The organism is Methylotenera oryzisoli (assembly GCF_004661485.1).
In the GTDB taxonomy this organism is placed as follows: Bacteria; Pseudomonadota; Gammaproteobacteria; order Burkholderiales; family Methylophilaceae; genus Methylotenera; species Methylotenera oryzisoli.
Map to the genome: position 1 here is coordinate 170,376 of NZ_PQVH01000005.1, position 19,462 is coordinate 189,837.

The following is a 19,462-nucleotide window of genomic DNA, read 5'->3' on the forward strand; positions in this document are numbered from 1 at the left end:
TACTGAGTGTGTTGCCTGCACTTCAATGCTGAAATAGAAATTAAAAATCTTTATTGCTTTGTTTGGTCTGAAAAGACATAACCTGTTGTTGCCTTAAGAATTGAGATAAGAAAATGATGACAAGCCATTTCGAACATCACGTATTTTTCTGCCTAAATCAGCGTGAGGGCGGTGCCGCTTGCTGTATGGATCATGGTGCTGAGCAGGCTTTTGACCACATGAAGTCGCGAGTGAAAAAACTCAACCTAAATGGTAAGGGTAAAGTACGTATCAACCGTGCTGGTTGTTTAGATCGCTGTAATGACGGGCCAGTGATGGTCGTGTACCCGCAGGCTGTGTGGTACACCTTTGTCGATAACGATGATATTGATGAAATTATTGATAGCCACTTAATTAATGGCAAAGTCGTGGAGCGCTTGTTGGTCTAGGCTAGGGAAGTATTGCAGAATACTAAAGCGCCTGAATGTTTTGGCAGTTTAACTAGCACTAAGCGCGCACTCAATCAGTGTGCTCATGTTGTCAGCCAGTGCTTGCTTAGCTTGCGCATTAAGCAATGTGCTGTTGTGTTCGCGCACCGCTTGCCCCCAGTGCGAGTTCGGAAAGTGCTTATCATGCTCAAAGCGCGGAATCACGTGCCAGTGGATATGCGGTGTTTTATTGCCTAGACTGGCTAAGTTGATTTTGTCCGGGTTGAACGCTGTTCTTAACGCAGTTTCCACCGCAAATACCACCTTCATCATGCGCGCCCGCTCTTGCGGTGGCAGGTCAGACATTTCTTTAACGTGTTCTAATAGCTCTACCCGGCAATAAGCTGGGTAATCTTCATCGTTAAGCAATACTACGCGGCAGAAGTCATCTAACCATAAGATTTCATGGGGTGTAGGGCCGCATAATGCACAAGTCAATTTTAATACCTCTCAACGCAATCGTTATGCCAGTATGCCGGCTTAAGAGGCCGCTAGCATTCGATCTAACGTTAATTTTGCCAGTTTAGCTTCGTGCGCAGGTACTTTGATCTGGTTCACCACTTTGCCTTCTACCAAATTCTCCAGCACCCAAGCTAAGTGTTGCGGGTCTATGCGTGCCATCGTAGAGCATTCGCACACCACATGGCTCATAAACTGTACCAGCTTGCCTTCTGCCTTCATTTGTTCAGCTAGGCGGTTTACTAGATTTAATTCAGTACCAACTAACCATTTTGTATTGGCAGGTGCATCGCTGATGGTTTTTAAAATATATTCAGTAGAACCTACGTAGTCAGAGTGCTGGCAAACTTCAAACGGCGCTTCCGGGTGTGAAATCACGAACCCATCCGGATGCTCGGCGCGGAATTTCTCTATGTTCTGCAGGCGGAACATCTGGTGTACAGCACAATGCCCTTTCCACAGCAAAATTTTCGCATTCTTGATTTGCTCTACGGTTAAGCCGCCTAGCGGTTGGTCTGGGTCCCACACTGGCATTTGCTCTAGCGGGATACCCATTTTGTAGCCGCTCCAGCGGCCTAAGTTCTGGTCAGGGAAGAACAGCACTTTTTCTCGCTGTGCAAATCCCCATTCTAAGATTTTAGGCGCGTTGGTGCTGGTACACACAATGCCACCATGCTCACCGCAAAACGCTTTAAGGTCGGCAGCGGAGTTAATGTAAGTAATTGGCGTGATTTGTTCATCAAAGTTCAGCACCTTGTTAAGCTCACGGTAGCTGCGCTCAACCTTGGCAAGGTTGGCCATGTCTGCCATCGAACAGCCGGCAGCAAGGTCAGGCAGAATCGCAATTTGCTCTGGGCGGCTTAAAATATCCGCTACTTCGGCCATGAAATGCACGCCTAAAAATACGATGTATTCAGCATCTAGGTTTTCAGTGTAACGTGACAGCTTTAGTGAGTCGCCAGTGTAGTCGGCATGGCGATACACGCTTTCGTGCTGGTAGTGATGACCTAAAATAACAAGACGTTTGCCTAACTTCTCTTTAGCGGCAATGATGCGGCGCTGACAGTCAGCGTCATCTGTGGCTTGAAATTTCTCGAATTTAATCGGGGCTGCTGGTATGGTTGCAATAGACATAGTATTTTCTAAAAGTGCGCACGCTAAAGCGTATATTTTATAACGTTAATTGATGTCGTTCACCTAATCTTTTTAATGCATCTATATTTGTCCATGAAAACACCCGTTTTGCAGCTTCGCGCCAATCTACCCATTCGTATTGCAAATGTTCGTTTGGTGCAAGCGTAACGGGCAAGGCGCTTGGTAGCATCAAGCCAAATAAGTGTTCGCGGTTTTCAGTGACGCCAGGGGCATAGCGATGGCGCCAGTGGGGGTAAATTTCATATACATTAGATACGTTCCAATCTTCCAAAGTATATTGTGTTGCATCTAAGCCAGTTTCTTCGGCTAGCTCTCTGGCTGCTGCTTGCTGCGGTGTTTCGTCACCTTCGATGCTGCCGGTTACCGATTGCCAGAACCCAGCTTTATCTGCACGCTCCATGATCAACACTTTTAAGTCTGGGGTGTAAATAAGTACAAGTGCAGAAACTGGGGTTTTATACGTTTTCAATTTAAGACTAACTGTCGTAATGGGTTTGTTATTGCGCGTTATTGGTCTTGGCTGCGTTCGTCAGGTTTTTAGGCAGCTGAAATACTACGCTCTCTACTACACCCTGCAATTCTTGTACTTGGCCGGCGCCAAAGCTTTGTAACTGTGCAATCACTTCTTGCACCAATATTTCAGGCGCAGATGCGCCAGCAGACACGCCTACTTTTTTCTTGTTAATTAACCACTCTGGTTTTAAGTAGCTTGCGTTATCTACCATGTAGGCTTCAATGCCTTGGTTCTTAGCCACTTCACGCAAACGGTTGGAGTTTGAGCTGTTGGGTGAACCCACGATAATCACTAAATCACAGTCTTGCGCCATAATTTTTACTGCATCTTGCCGGTTTTGTGTGGCGTAGCAAATGTCATCACTCTTAGGTGCGTTAATTTCTGGGAATTTAGCCTTGAGTGCATTGATGACGAGTGCAGCATCATCCATGGATAGCGTAGTCTGCGTGACGTAAGCCAGTTTGCTAGGATCTTTTACGGCTAACGCTGCAACGTCTTCCGGGGTTTCTACCAAATACATGCCGGTATTGGTGGCGCTGTTACCTGCTTGCTCAACCTGCCCCATGGTGCCTTCAACCTCAGGGTGGCCTTTGTGCCCTATCATGACGATCTCCATGCCGGCTTTGCGCATTTTTTCCACTTCTATATGCACTTTGGTCACTAGCGGACAAGTGGCATCATAAGCAGTTAGGCCGCGTGATTCTGCTTCTGCCCTTACCGCTTTAGATACGCCGTGCGCGCTAAAAATCACGATGCTACCGGTAGGGATTTGATCTAGCTCTTCAACAAATACGGCGCCTTTCGCTCGCAGTTCGTCCACCACAAATTTGTTATGTACAACCTCGTGACGCACATAAATCGGTGCGCCAAATTTCTCTAGTGCCTGCTCTACAATAATAATGGCACGATCAACGCCGGCACAGAAGCCGCGCGGGTTAGCGAGCACGATTGCTGCATCATTCGGTGTTATTTCTCCGCCTAGAACTTGCTGGTTAGGCATAGATTGCTCGGTGTTCATATATCATCCACATTCAAATTGCATCAGGCGCTAAGCGCATCAGGTATAATTGCTTTTTTTAAAATAATTAACTTTAAAAATATTGTCGGTTAGTTGGCATCGTTGAATGCCGGAATTAGCTAGATTATAAATTTTTACTATGAAAAATACTGCAACCTTACTGATTACTTGCCCAGACACTAAAGGCATTGTCGCAGCTATTGCTGATTTCTTACTTCAGCACAATGCTAATATTTTACACGCAGACCAGCATCAAGATGCGGAAAATAATCTATTTTTAATGCGTGTGGAATGGGATCTCACCGGTTTTAATCTGGATGAAGCCAGCTTTAATCATGCATTCTCTGAGGTTGCCAATAAATTCAGCATGCAGTGGCAACTTAAGTTGTCGCAGCATAAAACGCGTGTTGCCATCATGGTATCGCAGTATGACCATTGCTTAGCCGATTTGTTGCATAGACACAAAAGCGGCGAGTTGGCCTGTGAGATTCCATTAGTGATCAGTAATCACCGTGATACCGAAAATTTAGTTAAATTCTATGGCATTGATTTTCACCATATTGAAGTCAATAAAGACAACAAAGCGCAGGCTGAGGCCGCGCAATTTAAGCTGTTTGCAGATTACGGCATTGATTTAATCGTGTTAGCGCGCTATATGCAGATTTTGTCGCCAGATTTTGTGTCACGTTACCCACAGCGCATTATTAATATTCACCATTCTTTCTTGCCAGCCTTTATTGGTGCACGCCCTTATCATCGTGCCTTTGAGCGCGGTGTTAAATTGATCGGTGCAACTAGCCATTACGTGACCGAGGTGCTGGATGAAGGCCCGATTATTGAACAAGGCATCGACCGTATTTCGCATCGGGATCAAGTTGAAGACCTGATTCAAAAGGGGCGAGATTTAGAGCGCGTAGTACTGTCCAAAGCAGTGAGCTGGCATATTGAAAACCGTATTCTGCTATATGCAAACAAGACGGTGATTTTTGACTAACAAAACATAAAAAAAGCGAAGATAAATCTTCGCTTTTTTTTATGATCACCACCGTTAGGTATTCATCAGCTAATGGCGGGGTATGTTAGGTATTTAGCCGTTCGGTAAAATACTTTCGTTTGCAAACAAGTCGGCAATTAGCTCACGTTTTCTAATTAAGTGGCATTGGCTACCATCTACCATGACTTCCGCAACGCGCGGTCTGGTGTTGTAGTTGCTAGACATGCTCATGCCATAAGCACCTGCAGACATAATGGCCAACAAATCCCCTTCTTGTAAGGCCAGTTCTCTGTCGTGCCCCAAAAAGTCACCACTTTCACATACTGGCCCGACTATTTCATAGTTCACGGCAGTTTCATTGCGCGGTTGCACTGCTTGAATATCGTGGTAAGCGTCATACAGTGCCGGGCGCATCAGGTCGTTCATGGCTGCATCGACAATTGCAAAGTTCTTAGTTTCGGTTTGTTTAATATATTCAACTTTAGTGACTAACATACCAGCATTGCCCACTAATGCACGGCCAGGTTCAAACACCAGCTTCACATCGCGGTTACCTAGTTTTTCACGCATGGCTTTTGCGTAAGCAGTGAATTCTGGCGGTGTTTCATCGCTATAGCAAATGCCGATGCCGCCGCCTAGGTCGATATGTTGAATCTGTATATTATTTTCTGCTAATGCATCAACCAGTGCCAGCACGCGGTCAAACGCATCTAAGAACGGAGATAGCTCGGTGATTTGCGAACCGATATGGCAATCTACACCATGAATGGCGATATTGGACATTCCTGCTGCTTGTAAGTAAATGTCTAGTGCGTCCTCATATGCAACGCCAAATTTATTATTTTTTAAACCGGTAGAAATATAAGGGTGGGTTTTTGCATCTACGTTAGGGTTTACCCGTAATGAAACCGGTGCGATTTTACCCATATAGATTGCTACATCGTTTAGTCGCACTAATTCACTGGCAGACTCCACGTTAAAGCAAAAAATGCCAGCTTCTAATGCTGCTCGCATTTCATCTGCAGTTTTACCTACACCAGAAAACACAACCTTTTTCGGATCGCCGCCAGCGGCAATCACTCGTGCCAACTCACCACCCGACACGATGTCAAAGCCAGCGCCAAGCTTGGCAAACAAGTTTAAGATTGCAAGGCTAGGGTTGGATTTTACAGCGAAGCAAACTAAATGATTGGCATCTTTAAAGCCAGCGCTAAAGCGCTCAAAAGCTTGGCTAAGTGCGGCTTTGGAATATACATAGCAAGGCGAACCAAAGCTCTCTGTAATTTGTGTAAGTGCTACATTTTCAGCATGCAACACATTGTTTTTGAGTGTAAAAGTATTCACGGTAATGTCTTAACGATAGGGGTTGAAAGTGCCGTATTTATTTGCTGGGTGTGGTCGGCTGTGGGTATGCTTTTTCAGGAATATATAGCGGACCTTTGGTGCCGCATGCGCTTAATGCGCTGCTTAAAATTAGTAGAAATATAATCAGTTTTGCACGCATTGAAATCAGCCTTTTGTTGGTTATCTACGTGCTTGTAGCGTGATAACGCATCTTAATCCAGAGAGTGAAGAAAAAATATAGCTGATATTCTACCATTTTTTTACCTATCGTTCGCTTGGTACAAAAGGCGCTACAGTTCTATAAATTGATAGCAATAACCGTTTATTAGGCTAAATTTACCATTTGTCGGATGCTAATAGACATGACTAGTAATTAAGCAGAGGATTCACGCTAAGGGAAAAAGGAAAATCGCTATGAATATCTTGTTTAATACACAATCACGTTACAGTCACGAGACGTATCCTCTTCAGAAGGGTTTCTCGTTAGTGGAAATGATGATAGTGGTGGCAATTATCGGCATATTGGCCTCGATAGCATTGCCTAGTTATACCGATTACGTTAGAAAAGGTAGGGCTGCTGAAGCTCCTTCTATTCTGGCAAACCTGAAAGTAAGAATGGAGCAGTATTATCAGGATAACCGTACCTACGTGGGTGGCGCTTGTGCACCTACAAGCGGTGCAAAATATTTTGCTTATAGCTGTAGTAGTGCGACAGCTACCACTTTTGTGTTGGTTGCAGATGGTGTGGGCGAGATGGCTAATTTTCAATATACGGTGGATCAAAGTGATGTTAGGTCATCAATATATGATGGCGTTACTGGCAATTGTTGGTTAACAGGCAAAGGCGCTTCATGCTAGTGTCAGCACCAATCCGCAATACGTTAGGCTACAGTTTGATAGAACTGATGGTTGGGATTGCTTTAATCGCGGTGTTGGCAGGGTTGGGTGCTACTAGTTATCGCGATTGGATAGAAAATACCCGCATTCGTAGTGCCGCAGAGTCCATTCAAAACGGCCTGCAAGTGGCGCGTGCAGAGGCAGTTAAGCGAAATGCGCAAGTTCAGTTTGTGTTTACAGGCAACTCTGCTTGGACAGTGGGTTGTGTTGTTGCGGTAGGAGATGCTGACGGTGATGGTGCTGATGACTGCCCTGCTACGATAAAGAGTCGTAATCAAAACGAAGGTTCAACTGCCAATATCACTGTGCTAACAACGCCTGCTGCACAAACCTCCGTTGTTTTTAGTAACCTGGGTGCGACTACAGGCGCGTCATTTACATCTGTAGATATTAACTCTACGGCGGTGTCTGGCAGCCGTGCCTTACGTATTACGGTTGGCGTGGGAGGTAATATAAGAATGTGTGATCCCGCCGTTGCACAGTCTTCAGATGACTCTCGCAAATGCTAAGTGTGTAAGAGGTTTAATGTGAATAATAGAGCAAACTTTTTGAACAAACGCTTATGTACTAACGTAAGCAGTGCGAAAGCGCAGCAAGGTCTGATGTTGCTTGAGGCATTAATTGCAATTGTAATTTTTTCTATGGGTATTCTTGCATTAGTTGGCTTGCAGGCGTCAATGTTAAGTAATACTAGCAATGCTAAATATCGTGCGGATGCAAGTTATGTGGCACAACAAAGAATAGGCCAGATATGGGCAGACTCAGATAATGCCATTAATTATCTGGAAAATCAGACAGCAATTCCTACATTATTACCCAATGGTAAACGCACAGTGACGCAGCCAGATTTGAACCAGTTTCAGGTAACAGTGACTTGGCAGGCGCCGGGTGAGACTGAAGCGCATAATGTGGTAATGAATGCTTCAATTGTTAAAGTAGTACCAAATTAATTTGCAATTGATGAGTATTAAATCAGAGGCTTTTTAGATGCTAACCAATACTAAAAGAAAAGATGCAAACATACTGCAGCTTGATGGCTACAGATGCAAACCTGTTAGTGTGTCTCAAGCTGGATTTAGCTTAGTTGAAATCATGGTTGGCCTAGTGATTGGTATGTTGGTCACGCTGGTGATTATGCAGGTTTTTTCGGTGTTTGAAGGTCAAAAACGTAGTACTACCGGTACGGCGGATGCCCAAACTAACGGTAATATTGCGCTTTACAATATTCAAAGAGACGTGCAAATGGCCGGATTTGGCCTGCCAGAAATTGATCCTAGAGGCTCACCTATGCAATGCAGTCCATCGCCCTCATATGATGACCCAGATACGGCGTTTGTTGAAGACTTTGATATGTTTCCTATAACGATAGTAGATGGCGGCACTGGCAGTGATCAAATTACGGTGCGTTATGGTGATGCGCCCATGGGTGGATTTTCTTCATTGATATCTAGTAACTCTGCTGGTTTGCCAGAAATCGTAGTGGATAACAATATGGGTTGTAAGGTGAATAACGTTGCCATGATTGTGAATCAGGGTGTTTGTGCAATGACAAAAATCAGAACCGTTACTGCTACCACTAAAGTCACTGTTGCCGTCGATGGCGGGGGCAAGGTAGCTGGAGCTACAAAATCTGGTGCCAGCCTATTCTGTTTAGGTAATTGGAGTGCTGTGGGTTATGGCATTAATAACTCAATGCTTGAGCGAAATGGTCAGCCTAGTGTGGCTGAAGTCGTGAATATACAGGCGCAATACGGTATTTCTGCTACTGCAAGCAATAACCAAGTGACTGCTTGGGTTGATGCAAGCGGCATATGGGCAGCGGGCGCACTAACGGTTGCAGATAGAAATCGTATTAAGGCAGTACGTGTTGCTGTAGTGGCCAGAAATGGGCAGTTGGAGAAGGAAGTGGTTACTTTAAATGCACCAGTTGCTTGGCCTGATGAAGCAGGTTCACCAGCACCTGTGGTTGACCTCACGACCATTGCCGATTGGCAACGTTACCGCTATCGTGTCTATGAAACAATTATTCCGTTGCGTAATATTATTTGGTCCAGAAACGTATTATGAGTAAATTCGCCATGAACTCAGTTAATGAAATCAGCAAGCTTGCTACAGTAAGGCAGCAAGCTTGCGTTACACAGCAGAACATGCCTAAACAGAGTGGTGTGGTGTTGTTTTTTGCGCTAATGGCTCTGGTAGTGATGTCGCTAGCGGCAGTAGCATTGATTCGCTCAGTAGATACCAATACATTAATTGCAGGTAACTTGGCATTTAAACAATCTGCAACTGCATCGGCGGATACTGGTGTTGAAACTGCCATTAAGTGGCTGGCTGCGAACCAAACAGCTTTGCTCAATAACGATAGCGTGAATAATGGTTATTATGCATCGCCCCAAGATGATGCAAAAGCGCGATTCACGACTGGCTCTAGCTTGGCGACTGGCACGGGTATTTCTGCGGGTAAAGACACTAGCGGCAATACTATCAGCTATGTGGTAGAGAGAATGTGCGTGGCGGGTACAGTGTTGCCTACTACAGGGTTATACAAGGCAAAAGACAAATGTTTGCTTGGTGCCGCATCAACAAGACCAAGCTCACAAACCACAAAGGAGTATGGTACTGCTGGTGGGAACTTGTCTAGCTCGGGTGATCAGCCAATGTACAGGGTGACGGTGCGGGTAACTGGCCCTAGAAATACGCTTAGCTTTACACAAGCATTTGTTTATTAGGATTAATCATGAAAAACTATACACAGTCCTTGTTAACGTTATTTTCCATCGCTAGCTGGTTACTGTTAGGAGGTTTGCCGACAGCATCAGTACATGCGGCCACGGTTGATTTAGCCACAGTGCCTTTGGCAAACGCCACAACCACGAATGTGCTGCCTAACTTAATGTTTATTTTGGATAACTCTGGCAGTATGGGGCAGGACTACACACCAGATTACATCAGCGATATTTTTAATAACCCAGCCCCTAATGATAAAAATTGCCGTGATAGTGGTGATGATGGCACATCAGGTTCATCTGGCACACTTGGTACTGTGTACTCTGGGGTAGTTAGTGGTACAACACGTGTATTGGATGTGTGCGTGGTGGGTGATGTACCTTATATGAATAGCGATATGAATAGTCAGTATTATAATCCTGCTATTCGTTATACCCCAGGTGTCAATGCTGATGGCACAACTAGAGGAGACCAAACCACACCAACCAATGTAAGGACAGACTCTTACAATAAGCAAAATACTACACAGTTATTGACCAGCACCAATTATGTTGACCTCACCACCAACTATCCGGACCGTGTTTGGTGCACTAAACAAAACCCTACAGCTAGTGAGCTCACCAATACTAGTGTGTGCCGTAAAAACAGTGATTATCTGTACCCAGATGCAACCTATAAGTATGGGCGGACCTCAGGATTACCAGACCAGAAGGTGACGGATAGCATGTTAGCCAATGTTATTAAAGTGTCTGGTGCACCGTATTATTACTCAGTGGTGCCGACAGAGTATTGCCGTGAGTCTGAGCTGGTCAATTGCGTTTTATCATCTACGCCAACAACCGTAGCAGGCGTCAGTTATAGTTTTCCGGCTAAGTCGCGCTGGTGTAGTGACACGGCGTTGACCACTTGTAAGTCAACGCGCTCGGGTACTTATGTGTATCCACGGTATGTAGGCGCCACCACTGTAGGCGTTGCGGCGGTTGGCTCATTTACGGTTTCAAGTGTAAGTAGTGGCACTACTACAGTTAGCAGTGTCACAGTGAATAGTGTTGAGATTATGGGTGGCACTGGCACTGGGTGCGGAACAGCATCATCTACCTCATCAGGAGGTGGGTCTGCGAGACGTAATGCGCTAGCAGATGCAATTGTTGCTAAGATTAATAGCTGTAGCTCCAACCCTGAATACACTGCCGTTTCTGATGGTGCAAATAGCCCAAAAATCACCATCACATCTACAGTTGCTGCTGGTGCTAATGGTAATGGTAAGGTTGTAGTTTCTGGCTTAAGTAATAGTGCTTCAGTTGGTAGTGTCGTGATTGCTTCTGGTGGTGTTACTAGCACATCTACCCCACCTTACACCTTTACCCGTACCGATATTGTTTCTACAACTGATAGTTATCCTAAATCCGCAGCACGCACCGATTGCGGGGCAACTTGTAGCTACGTAAAAGAAATGACCAACTTTGCTAATTGGTATACTTACTACCGCACGCGCATGCAAGCGATGAAAACCTCCGCTAGCTTGGCGTTTAAACCGATTGATAATCGCTACAGGGTCGGCTTTATTACGATTGCTAACCAAAGCAGTAATTATTTACCAATTAATAAGTTTGATGCTGGCACAGGTAGCCAAAAAGAGCAATGGTACACCAAGCTATTTGGCATCACGCCTAGCAGTAGCACACCGTTACGTTCAGCACTTTCAATAGTGGGCAGGATCTATGCGGGTAAAAAACCGGTTGGTTCTTCCGACCCAGTGCAATACTCGTGCCAGCAGAATTTTGCATTGTTAACCACCGATGGTTATTGGAATACAGATGCAGATGCAGATGTAAAAGATGTTGCAGGTACCGGTCAGGTGGGCAATAAGGATGGTAGCGGTACAGCGCTTCCGATGTATGAAGGCAAGACTGCAAGCTCTAGTAATAGTTTGGCAGACGTTGCTAAATATTATTATGATACTGACTTGCGTACTACTGGTTTAAGTAACTGTACAGGTGCATTAGGCCTAGATGTTTGCGAGAACAATGTGTTTGTAAGCGGTACCGATAATAACCCAAAACAGCATATGACCACGTTTACTTTAGGCTTGGGGATTGACGGTACCTTAATGTATAGCAGTGATTATAAAACTGCAACCTCGGGTGACTTTTATAACCTTAAAAATGGCTTGGGCAGTCCTGAAACGGTGGAGTGGCCTAAGCCTGTAGCCGACACTGAAACAGCAGTAGATGATCTTTGGCATGCTGCAGTTAACGGGCAAGGGACTTATTTTAGCGCAAAAGACCCTGCTCAGCTTACTAAGGGCTTAACTGAGGCGTTGTCACAAATCAACGCAAAAATTGGTGCGGGTGCAGCCGCCGCAACCAGTACGCTTAATCCTGTGCAGGGGGATAACTATGCTTATCTGGCAAGCTACACTACAGTTAAATGGACTGGTAACTTAGAGAGTCGCACCATTAATACTGCGACCGGTGAGGTAAGTGAGTCTGCAGAGTGGAGCGTCGAAGATATCGTCACTGCCTCATGCCCGTCACCCAGCTCGATTGTGGCAGAGCCAACAAGCGGCAGTAATATTTATTATTGTGTAACCCCTAATGCAAGCAGTTGTGTGGATGGTAGCATGGATGGCACAAGTTGCAAGGTCAAAGTATCCGCAGCTAAGACCGGTACTGGACAAATTGCAGCTAAAGCCGCAGCAGGTACTAGGCAAGTTTGGATGAATAAAGGGGGGGCATTGGTGAGTTTTGATTATACAAACATGACACCTGCTCAGCAGTCTTATTTTCAGCAGGCTTATCTAGCGCCTAAATTGAGTCAATGGACCTCGCTAGATGCGGTTACGCAACAGCCAAACGCTAAAGAAGCCAATTTAGTGAACTTCTTGCGTGGAAGTATCACGTATGAAGACCGAGGGACTAACACGCCTGTGAACCGCCTGTTCCGTTATCGCGAGGCATTTTTAGGTGATGCACTGGAGTCTAAACCTGTTTTTGTAGGTGATCCAGTATTTAAATATAGTGAAAACAACTACCCTAGTGGCATAACTGCAGGCAGAGGCAGGACGGTATATATTGGTACCAATGACGGTATGCTGCATGCTTTTAATGCAGATACAGGCGAAGAGCGCTGGGCTTATGTGCCAAGTATGGTGATTCCTAATATGTGGAAGTTGGCTGATAAGAACTACTCAACCATGCATACCAATTATGTGAATGGGGACACAGTTGTCGGTGATGTTTATGACGGGTCTACTTGGAAAAGCATTTTAGTCGGTGGCCTGAATGCGGGTGGCAAAGGATACTATGCTTTAGATATTACTAACCCAGAATCGCCAATTCTCTTATGGGAGTTTGGTAATACGGATTGCGAGGGTTGTACGCGTACCGATAATAATATGGGTTATAGCTATGGCAACCCCATTATTACGAAAACTCCTGAAAATAAATGGGTAGTGGTATTAACATCTGGATATAACAATGGCGGAGGCAGCGAAATTGGTAAAGGAGTGTTATATGTATTGAATGCCATGACTGGTGTTCCACTGGTTAGTCATATTAGTACTAGTGCTGGTGATAATGTAACGCCGAGTGGCTTGGCTGATATTTCTGCTTTGTCTGATGTTGCAGATGCGGATAAGGAATCTGTAGCGCATTGGATTTATGGCGGGGATTTATTAGGTAATCTGTGGCGTTTTGATATTGGCGCTACACCATCTAGCCCTAACCCTAAACTTGTGGCTATCTTAAAAGACCCACAAGGCAATAGACAGCCAATTACCGTGCGGCCAGAGCTAGGTAAGGTGGGAGAGTATCGCGTTGTATTTGTAGGGACGGGTAAGTATCTTGAGATTAATGACTTGACTGATAAACAACAACAGACACTTTATGCAATTAAAGATAGCAATGGCCCTACTATTGATAACCCGCGTAATACTTTGGTTGAGCAAACGCTTAGTGCACCTAGCAACACGCGTACAGGGTCAACTAATAATGTAGATATGACCAGCGGTGATGGCTGGTTTGTAAATTTCTACGTGCCTGCTGCCTCTGATACTACCACTGCGGCTGAGCGGCAAAATGTGGCAGGGCAGCTCGTTGCTGGCACGCTGTTGGTGCCGACGACGATACCATCTAATGCGGTTTGTAGCCCTGGCGGTTATAGTTACTTTAATTACTTTAGTTATGATACAGGCAAGCCGCCAAATCTATCCAGTGGATTGGTTTCTACAAAAACTAACGCACCTATAGTAGGGTTTAACGTGATGTATATTAAGGGTAAGCCAGTGGTTTCTGCCGTGACGGCAGATGCAAAATTTGAGCCAGTTAGCACGGAGTTTAGCAGTGGTAATGCCCAGTTCCAAAGTAAACGGGCGATTTGGCGTGAATTGCTGGATTAAGTAGTAATTGTTTAAAAATAAAGAGCGGTTTTACCGCTCTTTATTTTTTAATGCTACCAAGTGACATCAGGTTCTGGTAGTTTTAAAGCTGGTCTAGCATTAATACTTATGATCACCTGCTCAATCACACTGCCATTCTTTTCAGTCTTACGGATTTTGATCGGTAGATTCTTGTAGTCTGTAGCTAGCCAGAGTTCTGTTTTTTCTTCACTATTTGCGCTAGCTTTGATTAAATGGATTGCATTTAATGCGCCAAGCTTTGAATAGATGATTTCTTCCCCCTCAAAACGGTAGTTGTAGTTACGCAATGTTTTGCCATTGGTCATGTTGATTGCGTTGGACTCCAGGGGTGCTGTGAACATGAACTGGTACATGAAACTTAATAAATCTTGTGTGCCGGCTTCTAATTTTTCGGTTTTCTCACCTTTTTCGGTGCGCATTGTTAATGTGCCGTCATCCCAGTGGAAATTAGCAGTTTGTGATTTTTTATTGCCATATCGATACGAGTAATAGCTTGGTTTTAAACCGCTTTCTGTCACGATGCCCTGACTCTCTTGTACTAGATTTTGAAAGAATAACGCTGTTATGCCTTGGGCTTCAATCGTACTTTTGATTGAATAACTGCTGGACTTGTCTATATTGAAGGTGATGCGTGCATTACCTACTATACTTTTACTCCCGCCTTGAAACACATCGAATTCTGTTTCTATATACTGTGGTGTAGTTGCCGCCGCCGCCGCCGCTTGCTCTGGGACTGATGATTCTGTAGGTGCAGGTACATCATTCTGCTTAACAGGTTCATGCTCAACTGGCGGCGGTGGTGTATCTATGTCGTCGTCTGCAGGAAAGTCAACTTCGTCTTCTCTTGACGTGTCGATGGTATCCACACGCTGATTAATTTCAGTACTTGCAATTTCAGTTTTTGTGGATTTGGGTCTAGGTACAACTTTTTCTATGGTTTTGCTGACCAAGGCGGGTGCGGGTGTTTGCTCTAGTTGCACATTGAGTGGCTGATGATCATTACCTAGTTCGGGCAGTGTGAAAGAGAGTTCGGATAAAAATGCCGTATGCAGTAGCAAAGACACTATCACAGCAGCTATAAAGGTTTTATGAGCTTTAGCATGTGATTTAATGGTATGAAACATTTGGTTAGCTAGTGTTGTTGGCTTCTAGGTGAGGTGTCTATGATAGATGTTTCATTATAGAGTAACTTGTGGGCAATGATGCCATTGATTAGCCCGAAAAACAGCGCAGCCATCGCAAAAATGGGGACTAAGTAAGCCACGCTGGCATGTGGAATCAACCATAGCCTTACAATCATCAATTGCCCTGCAATGTGGGCAAAGGCAGCAAGTATGCTTAATGATACCGGGCCGAAGTGCTTTTTCGGCAGGTGCATCCCTAACCACAATACACCAAGGCTCAGTAATGCCCCTGCCAGACTTAGTATAAACGTTGGCGATAGAAACTGCCCTAGTAGTAGGCTGCTGGCAAATACCCGCAGTATGCTCACCCACGCAGCACTGGCAAAGTCATATTTATATAATACATATAAGGTCACTATGTTTGCGATGCCCGGTTTGACACCTGGCAGCGGCGATGGAATCACGGCCTCTAGCATATGCAACGCAATAGCAAGGGCGGCTAGTTTGGCAATGCGATGGTCTTCTATGGAGGTCTGAATAAACATCGATTAGTCTATCTATGGATTTGCCGTGTAATGTCAGTGCTAATAGTTGAGCGAGTCATAGTGTTTTGCTTCACCAATCAGTTCTAAACTGAGTTGGTTAGGTAGGCATAGCGCGGCCTGCCCTGAGCGTGATAGCCAGCCTTGGTGTACGCAGTATTGATTATGGCATGGTGATTTGGAGAATCTCGCTTTACCATTCATGATGCTGACGGTAGCGGGGCCGATGGCGCCGTCAACCTGAATGTCTCGTTGCTGGTTGAGGCTATATGTGCCATATATGGTGTCACCTAGCCGAATCTGTACACGGGTTGCCCCCTCGTGTGACCATAACTGTTGAAATAATACCACCACCAGAACAATGCCAGTGGTGACTACGCACCAATCACCAATTCGCATGAAACGAGTTTTGGTTTTAATGTTGTGCAGTAGCTTGGACATGCAAGTGCTTCTTAAAGTCTGCGTCTAGCCAGGTGAGCTTGGTTTGCAGTTCTGGAGTAACAAATGCCTGAGCGGCTTGATCGATCACCATGTAGTGTTGAATACCCAGAGAGGCTGCGATGGTTGATTTTTGTGCCAATGGTTCAATAAAAATCGGCTTGGATGCAACGTCAGATAACGTGCCAGCTTGTGTACTATGCACTGCTTGCGGCGGAATCAACACGGTAACCGCCTGTGTGTGCTGTACTGGGTAGCCTGTGTGCGGGTCAATGATGTGGCAATAGCGTTTACCATCTAACATGAAATAGCGTTGATAATCACCAGAGGTGCCAATTGCCCAACCGTCTGCCAACTCCAGTGTGGCAATCGCTGCGGGTTTACGTGGGTGCTGTATACCTACGCGCCAGGGTGTATCTCCATGCTGACCCAGTGCGATGATATTGCCACCGATGTTGATGAGGGCATTGTGCACCCGTTGCTTGCGTAAGTAGTCGGCAGCCTGATCTAACGCATAACCTTTGGCATAGCCGCCTAAATCCAGTTTTACATTCGGATTTTTGCTGTAGGCAGTATTATTTTTAATGACGATATCCGACATGCGCGGATTAGCCTTAACTAGGTTGCTTATATGCGCTTTATCTATATGCACCGCACTAAATTCATCACGCTGAAAGCCCCACGTGCCAATTAAATGGCCGATACTTGGGTTGAATAAGCCATTAGACTGCTGCGATAACTTGGTTGCGTCGCGCAAAATCTCGGCCATGCGCGGGCTGATGTGTATGGGCTCTTCGCCGGAGGCGAAGGCGGCGTTGAGGGTGCCTAGTTCGTTGGCTGAATTATCTGTTGAAGGTTGCCATGCGTGTAACTGCACATGCAGGTGCTGAAAGTCTTGCAGGATATGATTGGTCAGTGCTTTGGCGCGTTCTTCAGGTTCGCCATAGATACTGATATCAACCAGCGTACCGAATACGTAGCTTTGGCTGTGGTAGAGCGCGGGTTGCTTGTAAGCAATGTATCCCCATATTGCCAGGCAGCATGCTGCTACAATCAATAGGGGTTTCAATCCTTTACGCATTTATTTTTGCTGTCGTTGCTCTAACGCATTGATAAAGATGCTAGCAGGATTACAGTCAGTTTGGTTGGCAATTTCCACCATCCCCGTGGGGCTGGTGACGTTGATTTCGGTGAGATGCTCTCCAATCACGTCTAAGCCGACCAAGAACAAACCTGCTTGTTTTAACACTTGACCAACGGTGGTCGCAATTTCACAGTCACGGTCCGTGAGCGGTTGTGTAACGCCAGTGCCGCCTGCCGCTAAATTGCCGCGCGTCTCCCCCGCCATCGGAATCCGTGCCAGTGCATAAGGCAATGGCTCACCATCAATGACAATAATGCGCTTATCACCTTGCACAATCGCTGGCAGGTAACGTTGTGCCATCACGGTTTGCGTGCCAAACTGGGTAATGGTTTCTAGTATCACGCTGATATTGGGGTCTTGTAATGTCAGGCGAAAAATACTGCTGCCGCCCATGCCATCTAAAGGTTTAACCACAATATCTGCATGCGTGACAAGAAACTCACGGATTAATGCTTGATTTGCTGTGACCAAGAATTCTGGTGCAAACTGCGGAAAGCGCGTCACCGAGAGTTTTTCATTCCAGCCACGAATCGCACTAGGGTTGTTGAATACATGTGCCCCTTGCTGGGCTGCTATTTCAAGCAGGTAGGTACTGTAAAGATATTCGTTATCAAAAGGTGGGTCTTTGCGCATGATAATGGCATCAAACTCACTGGGTGCGAACTCCACCTTTTCTGAAGCCACATAACTTTGGCCCGTAAACTTAAACTGCTGTACGTTAATTCTTGCCTGTGCACCACGCAGGAAGAGGTCGTGCTGCAAACTCACGAATAGTTCATGTCCGCGTAGGCTGGCCTCGCGCATAATGGCAAGGCTAGTATCCTTATAGCTTTTTAAGCTTGCGAGCGGGTCCAGAATAAAGACTAATTTCATAGGGGCAGGCTTTATTGGTTAAGTGGGTCTTGTTCTTGTAACTCGATGGCGGCCGCCAATAGAGCTAAACGCGCTACAACGCCATACGCATAAAAACGGTTAGGAGTGGCATCTGGTGCGCCTGCACAGTCGGGTAAGGTGCAGGGCTTCTCAAACGCTAACGGTACAAAGTGTGAGCCGGGTGCGTTCAGGTTCTCGTCCACCCCTCTGCCTGTGTGCACACGGTAGAAGCCGCCAATGACATAGTGATCCATCATATAGACGACTGGCTCGGCAACTGCATCGTTAATGCTCTCGAAGGTGTAAACACCTTCTTGGATAATCACCTCTGTGACTTCCAGGCCCTCTTTAATCACAGACATTTTGTTGCGTGCTTTGCGATTAAGGCCGCGCACATCATCTGGCGATTTTACGGTCATAATGCCCATGCCATAAGTGCCGGCATTGGCTTTCACAATCACAAACGGTTCTTGTGTCACACCATATTCTGCGTATTTGAGTTTAATTTTTTCAAGCAATGACTCTACTTTGGCTGCAAGGCAGTCCTCACCGGTTCTGGCGTTAAAGTCAATTTCACCACAAGTTTCAAAATACGGGTTCAGCAGCCATTCATCAATGCCTAGCAGGTCAGAAAACTCACGCGCCACCCGATTATAGGCAGCAAAATGTTGTGATTTTCTGCGTGTGCTCCAACCTGCATAGAGCGGCGGGATTAGATTTTGTTCTAAGTCTTGCAGAATGTCTGGAATGCCGCCCGATAGATCGTTGTTAAGCAGAACTGCACAGCTATCAAATTCACTTAGAGCGGTGTCGCCTATTTTAGCGGCTGCCAATTTTAGGCGATTGCCTTCGCGTACCACAGGCTCTAGCAATAGTGGCTGGCCGTCATGTGTTTCCAGCAATGTGGGTTCGGTGATTTCTGGGGAGATAGAGCCAATTCTTACATTCATCCCTGCTTGTTTTAATATATTGGCGAGCTCCACTACATTGCGCAGATAATAAGTGTTGCGGGTGTGGTTTTCAGGAATGATGAGTAGGCGGCTGGCTTCCGGACAGATTTTTTCAACGGCGACCATTGCAGCCTGCACGCTTAAATGTAAAAAGTCCGGATTAAGGTTGTTAAAGCCGCCGGGGAATAAATTGGTATCAACCGGAGCTAATTTAAAGCCGGCGTTACGTAAATCAACAGATGCATAAAATGGCGCTGCATGATCTAGCCATTGTGTGCGAAACCAATGCTCAATCTTGGGCATGGCATTGAGCATGCTTTTTTCTAGAGATAACAGTGGGCCATTGAGTGCTGTTGTTAAATGCGGAACCATATTTTCCTTTTTTAAAACTTTAAC

Annotated in this window: 20 protein-coding genes; 8 read left to right on the top strand and 12 right to left on the bottom strand. The window is 45.6% G+C overall.

The window, feature by feature from the left end:
- Positions 1-116 precede the first annotated feature (116 nt).
- On the top strand, positions 117-428 hold the full coding sequence (locus C3Y98_RS03050) for a (2Fe-2S) ferredoxin domain-containing protein (protein ID WP_135276717.1): 312 nt from the start codon (positions 117-119) through the stop codon (positions 426-428).
- 48 nt (positions 429-476) lie between these two features.
- Here C3Y98_RS03050 and C3Y98_RS03055 read toward each other — a convergent pair whose 3' ends face one another.
- Genes C3Y98_RS03055 through ispH form a run of 4 tightly spaced genes read right to left on the bottom strand, consistent with a single transcriptional unit; the run spans position 477 to position 3,595 of the window.
- A complete protein-coding gene (locus C3Y98_RS03055) occupies positions 477-905 on the bottom strand; it encodes an HIT family protein (RefSeq protein ID WP_135276636.1) in 429 nt (142 codons plus the stop codon).
- Between the two features lie 42 nt (positions 906-947).
- Positions 948-2,060, bottom strand: coding sequence for a quinolinate synthase NadA (gene nadA, locus C3Y98_RS03060; protein ID WP_425339457.1), 1,113 nt, complete (start codon positions 2,058-2,060; stop codon positions 948-950).
- 37 nt (positions 2,061-2,097) lie between these two features.
- Positions 2,098-2,550 (bottom strand): dihydroneopterin triphosphate diphosphatase, encoded by a 453-nt coding sequence (gene nudB / locus C3Y98_RS03065; protein ID WP_135276637.1) that lies wholly within the window; start codon positions 2,548-2,550, stop codon positions 2,098-2,100.
- 28 nt (positions 2,551-2,578) lie between these two features.
- Positions 2,579-3,595, bottom strand: coding sequence for a 4-hydroxy-3-methylbut-2-enyl diphosphate reductase (gene ispH / locus C3Y98_RS03070; protein ID WP_135276719.1), 1,017 nt, complete (start codon positions 3,593-3,595; stop codon positions 2,579-2,581).
- A 157-nt stretch (positions 3,596-3,752) separates the two neighbouring features.
- Here ispH and purU point away from each other — a divergent pair, with 157 nt between their 5' ends.
- Entirely contained in the window at positions 3,753-4,607 is an 855-nt protein-coding gene (purU, locus tag C3Y98_RS03075) for a formyltetrahydrofolate deformylase (protein ID WP_135276638.1), read from the top strand.
- Between the two features lie 93 nt (positions 4,608-4,700).
- Here purU and lysA read toward each other — a convergent pair whose 3' ends face one another.
- A complete protein-coding gene (gene lysA / locus C3Y98_RS03080) occupies positions 4,701-5,951 on the bottom strand; it encodes a diaminopimelate decarboxylase (protein WP_135276639.1) in 1,251 nt (416 codons plus the stop codon).
- A 37-nt stretch (positions 5,952-5,988) separates the two neighbouring features.
- Positions 5,989-6,111: an LPS translocon maturation chaperone LptM gene (gene lptM, locus C3Y98_RS03085; protein ID WP_135276640.1), complete on the bottom strand. Its 123-nt coding sequence runs from the start codon at positions 6,109-6,111 to the stop codon at positions 5,989-5,991.
- 254 nt (positions 6,112-6,365) lie between these two features.
- On the opposite strand from lptM, the gene C3Y98_RS03090 reads away from it, so the two are divergent.
- From C3Y98_RS03090 to C3Y98_RS03115, 6 genes are read left to right on the top strand one after another with little or no spacing between them, the layout of a single operon-like run.
- Positions 6,366-6,809, top strand: coding sequence for a type IV pilin protein (locus tag C3Y98_RS03090; RefSeq protein WP_135276641.1), 444 nt, complete (start codon positions 6,366-6,368; stop codon positions 6,807-6,809).
- Positions 6,803-7,357 carry a GspH/FimT family pseudopilin gene (locus C3Y98_RS03095; protein WP_135276720.1) on the top strand — a complete coding sequence of 185 codons (555 nt, stop codon included), beginning with the start codon at positions 6,803-6,805 and terminating at the stop codon, positions 7,355-7,357. Before C3Y98_RS03090 ends, C3Y98_RS03095 begins: the two co-directional genes overlap by 7 nt.
- 18 nt (positions 7,358-7,375) lie before the next feature.
- On the top strand, positions 7,376-7,798 hold the full coding sequence (locus tag C3Y98_RS03100; protein ID WP_245234301.1) for a type IV pilus modification PilV family protein: 423 nt from the start codon (positions 7,376-7,378) through the stop codon (positions 7,796-7,798).
- Positions 7,799-7,835: 37 nt separating this feature from the next.
- The gene (locus tag C3Y98_RS03105) at positions 7,836-8,915 is read left to right on the top strand and encodes a PilW family protein (RefSeq protein WP_135276642.1); all 1,080 of its coding nucleotides are present in this window, start codon (positions 7,836-7,838) and stop codon (positions 8,913-8,915) included.
- Positions 8,916-8,926: 11 nt separating this feature from the next.
- Positions 8,927-9,577, top strand: a complete 651-nt coding sequence (locus C3Y98_RS03110) for a pilus assembly PilX family protein (protein ID WP_245234302.1) — start codon at positions 8,927-8,929, stop codon at positions 9,575-9,577.
- A gap of 8 nt (positions 9,578-9,585) precedes the next feature.
- On the top strand, positions 9,586-13,974 hold the full coding sequence (locus tag C3Y98_RS03115; RefSeq protein ID WP_135276643.1) for a pilus assembly protein: 4,389 nt from the start codon (positions 9,586-9,588) through the stop codon (positions 13,972-13,974).
- A 53-nt stretch (positions 13,975-14,027) separates the two neighbouring features.
- Here the strand turns inward: C3Y98_RS03115 and C3Y98_RS03120 are convergent, their stop codons facing one another.
- Genes C3Y98_RS03120 through gshA form a run of 6 tightly spaced genes read right to left on the bottom strand, consistent with a single transcriptional unit; the run spans position 14,028 to position 19,438 of the window.
- On the bottom strand, positions 14,028-15,119 hold the full coding sequence (locus C3Y98_RS03120) for a DUF3108 domain-containing protein (protein ID WP_135276644.1): 1,092 nt from the start codon (positions 15,117-15,119) through the stop codon (positions 14,028-14,030).
- 8 nt (positions 15,120-15,127) lie between these two features.
- Entirely contained in the window at positions 15,128-15,664 is a 537-nt protein-coding gene (locus tag C3Y98_RS03125; RefSeq protein ID WP_135276645.1) for a Gx transporter family protein, read from the bottom strand.
- A gap of 39 nt (positions 15,665-15,703) precedes the next feature.
- Positions 15,704-16,102, bottom strand: coding sequence for a NusG domain II-containing protein (locus C3Y98_RS03130; RefSeq protein WP_135276646.1), 399 nt, complete (start codon positions 16,100-16,102; stop codon positions 15,704-15,706).
- Entirely contained in the window at positions 16,077-17,180 is a 1,104-nt protein-coding gene (locus C3Y98_RS03135; RefSeq protein ID WP_135276647.1) for an FAD:protein FMN transferase, read from the bottom strand. The genes C3Y98_RS03130 and C3Y98_RS03135 overlap by 26 nt, the downstream gene beginning before the upstream one ends.
- Positions 17,181-18,116 (bottom strand): glutathione synthase, encoded by a 936-nt coding sequence (gene gshB / locus C3Y98_RS03140; protein ID WP_135276648.1) that lies wholly within the window; start codon positions 18,114-18,116, stop codon positions 17,181-17,183. It lies immediately after the preceding gene.
- 11 nt (positions 18,117-18,127) lie between these two features.
- Complete coding sequence (gene gshA / locus C3Y98_RS03145; RefSeq protein WP_135276649.1) at positions 18,128-19,438, bottom strand: glutamate--cysteine ligase; 1,311 nt, start codon at positions 19,436-19,438, stop codon at positions 18,128-18,130.
- Positions 19,439-19,462: the final 24 nt, after the last annotated feature.

What these genes read in the sequence shown, in the direction of transcription:
- C3Y98_RS03105 (WP_135276642.1), top strand. Translation starts at nt 7,836, where the DNA reads ATGCTAACCAATACTAAAAGAAAAGATGCAAACATACTGCAGCTTGAT.
- C3Y98_RS03115 (WP_135276643.1), top strand. Translation starts at nt 9,586, where the DNA reads ATGAAAAACTATACACAGTCCTTGTTAACGTTATTTTCCATCGCTAGC.
- purU (WP_135276638.1), top strand. Translation starts at nt 3,753, where the DNA reads ATGAAAAATACTGCAACCTTACTGATTACTTGCCCAGACACTAAAGGC.
- C3Y98_RS03090 (WP_135276641.1), top strand. Translation starts at nt 6,366, where the DNA reads ATGAATATCTTGTTTAATACACAATCACGTTACAGTCACGAGACGTAT.
- C3Y98_RS03095 (WP_135276720.1), top strand. Translation starts at nt 6,803, where the DNA reads ATGCTAGTGTCAGCACCAATCCGCAATACGTTAGGCTACAGTTTGATA.
- gshB (WP_135276648.1), bottom strand. Translation starts at nt 18,116, where the DNA reads ATGAAATTAGTCTTTATTCTGGACCCGCTCGCAAGCTTAAAAAGCTAT.
- C3Y98_RS03135 (WP_135276647.1), bottom strand. Translation starts at nt 17,180, where the DNA reads ATGCGTAAAGGATTGAAACCCCTATTGATTGTAGCAGCATGCTGCCTG.
- C3Y98_RS03050 (WP_135276717.1), top strand. Translation starts at nt 117, where the DNA reads ATGACAAGCCATTTCGAACATCACGTATTTTTCTGCCTAAATCAGCGT.
- C3Y98_RS03130 (WP_135276646.1), bottom strand. Translation starts at nt 16,102, where the DNA reads ATGTCCAAGCTACTGCACAACATTAAAACCAAAACTCGTTTCATGCGA.
- C3Y98_RS03120 (WP_135276644.1), bottom strand. Translation starts at nt 15,119, where the DNA reads ATGTTTCATACCATTAAATCACATGCTAAAGCTCATAAAACCTTTATA.
- gshA (WP_135276649.1), bottom strand. Translation starts at nt 19,438, where the DNA reads ATGGTTCCGCATTTAACAACAGCACTCAATGGCCCACTGTTATCTCTA.
- C3Y98_RS03125 (WP_135276645.1), bottom strand. Translation starts at nt 15,664, where the DNA reads ATGTTTATTCAGACCTCCATAGAAGACCATCGCATTGCCAAACTAGCC.
- lptM (WP_135276640.1), bottom strand. Translation starts at nt 6,111, where the DNA reads ATGCGTGCAAAACTGATTATATTTCTACTAATTTTAAGCAGCGCATTA.
- nadA (WP_425339457.1), bottom strand. Translation starts at nt 2,060, where the DNA reads ATGTCTATTGCAACCATACCAGCAGCCCCGATTAAATTCGAGAAATTT.
- ispH (WP_135276719.1), bottom strand. Translation starts at nt 3,595, where the DNA reads ATGCCTAACCAGCAAGTTCTAGGCGGAGAAATAACACCGAATGATGCA.
- C3Y98_RS03110 (WP_245234302.1), top strand. Translation starts at nt 8,927, where the DNA reads ATGAACTCAGTTAATGAAATCAGCAAGCTTGCTACAGTAAGGCAGCAA.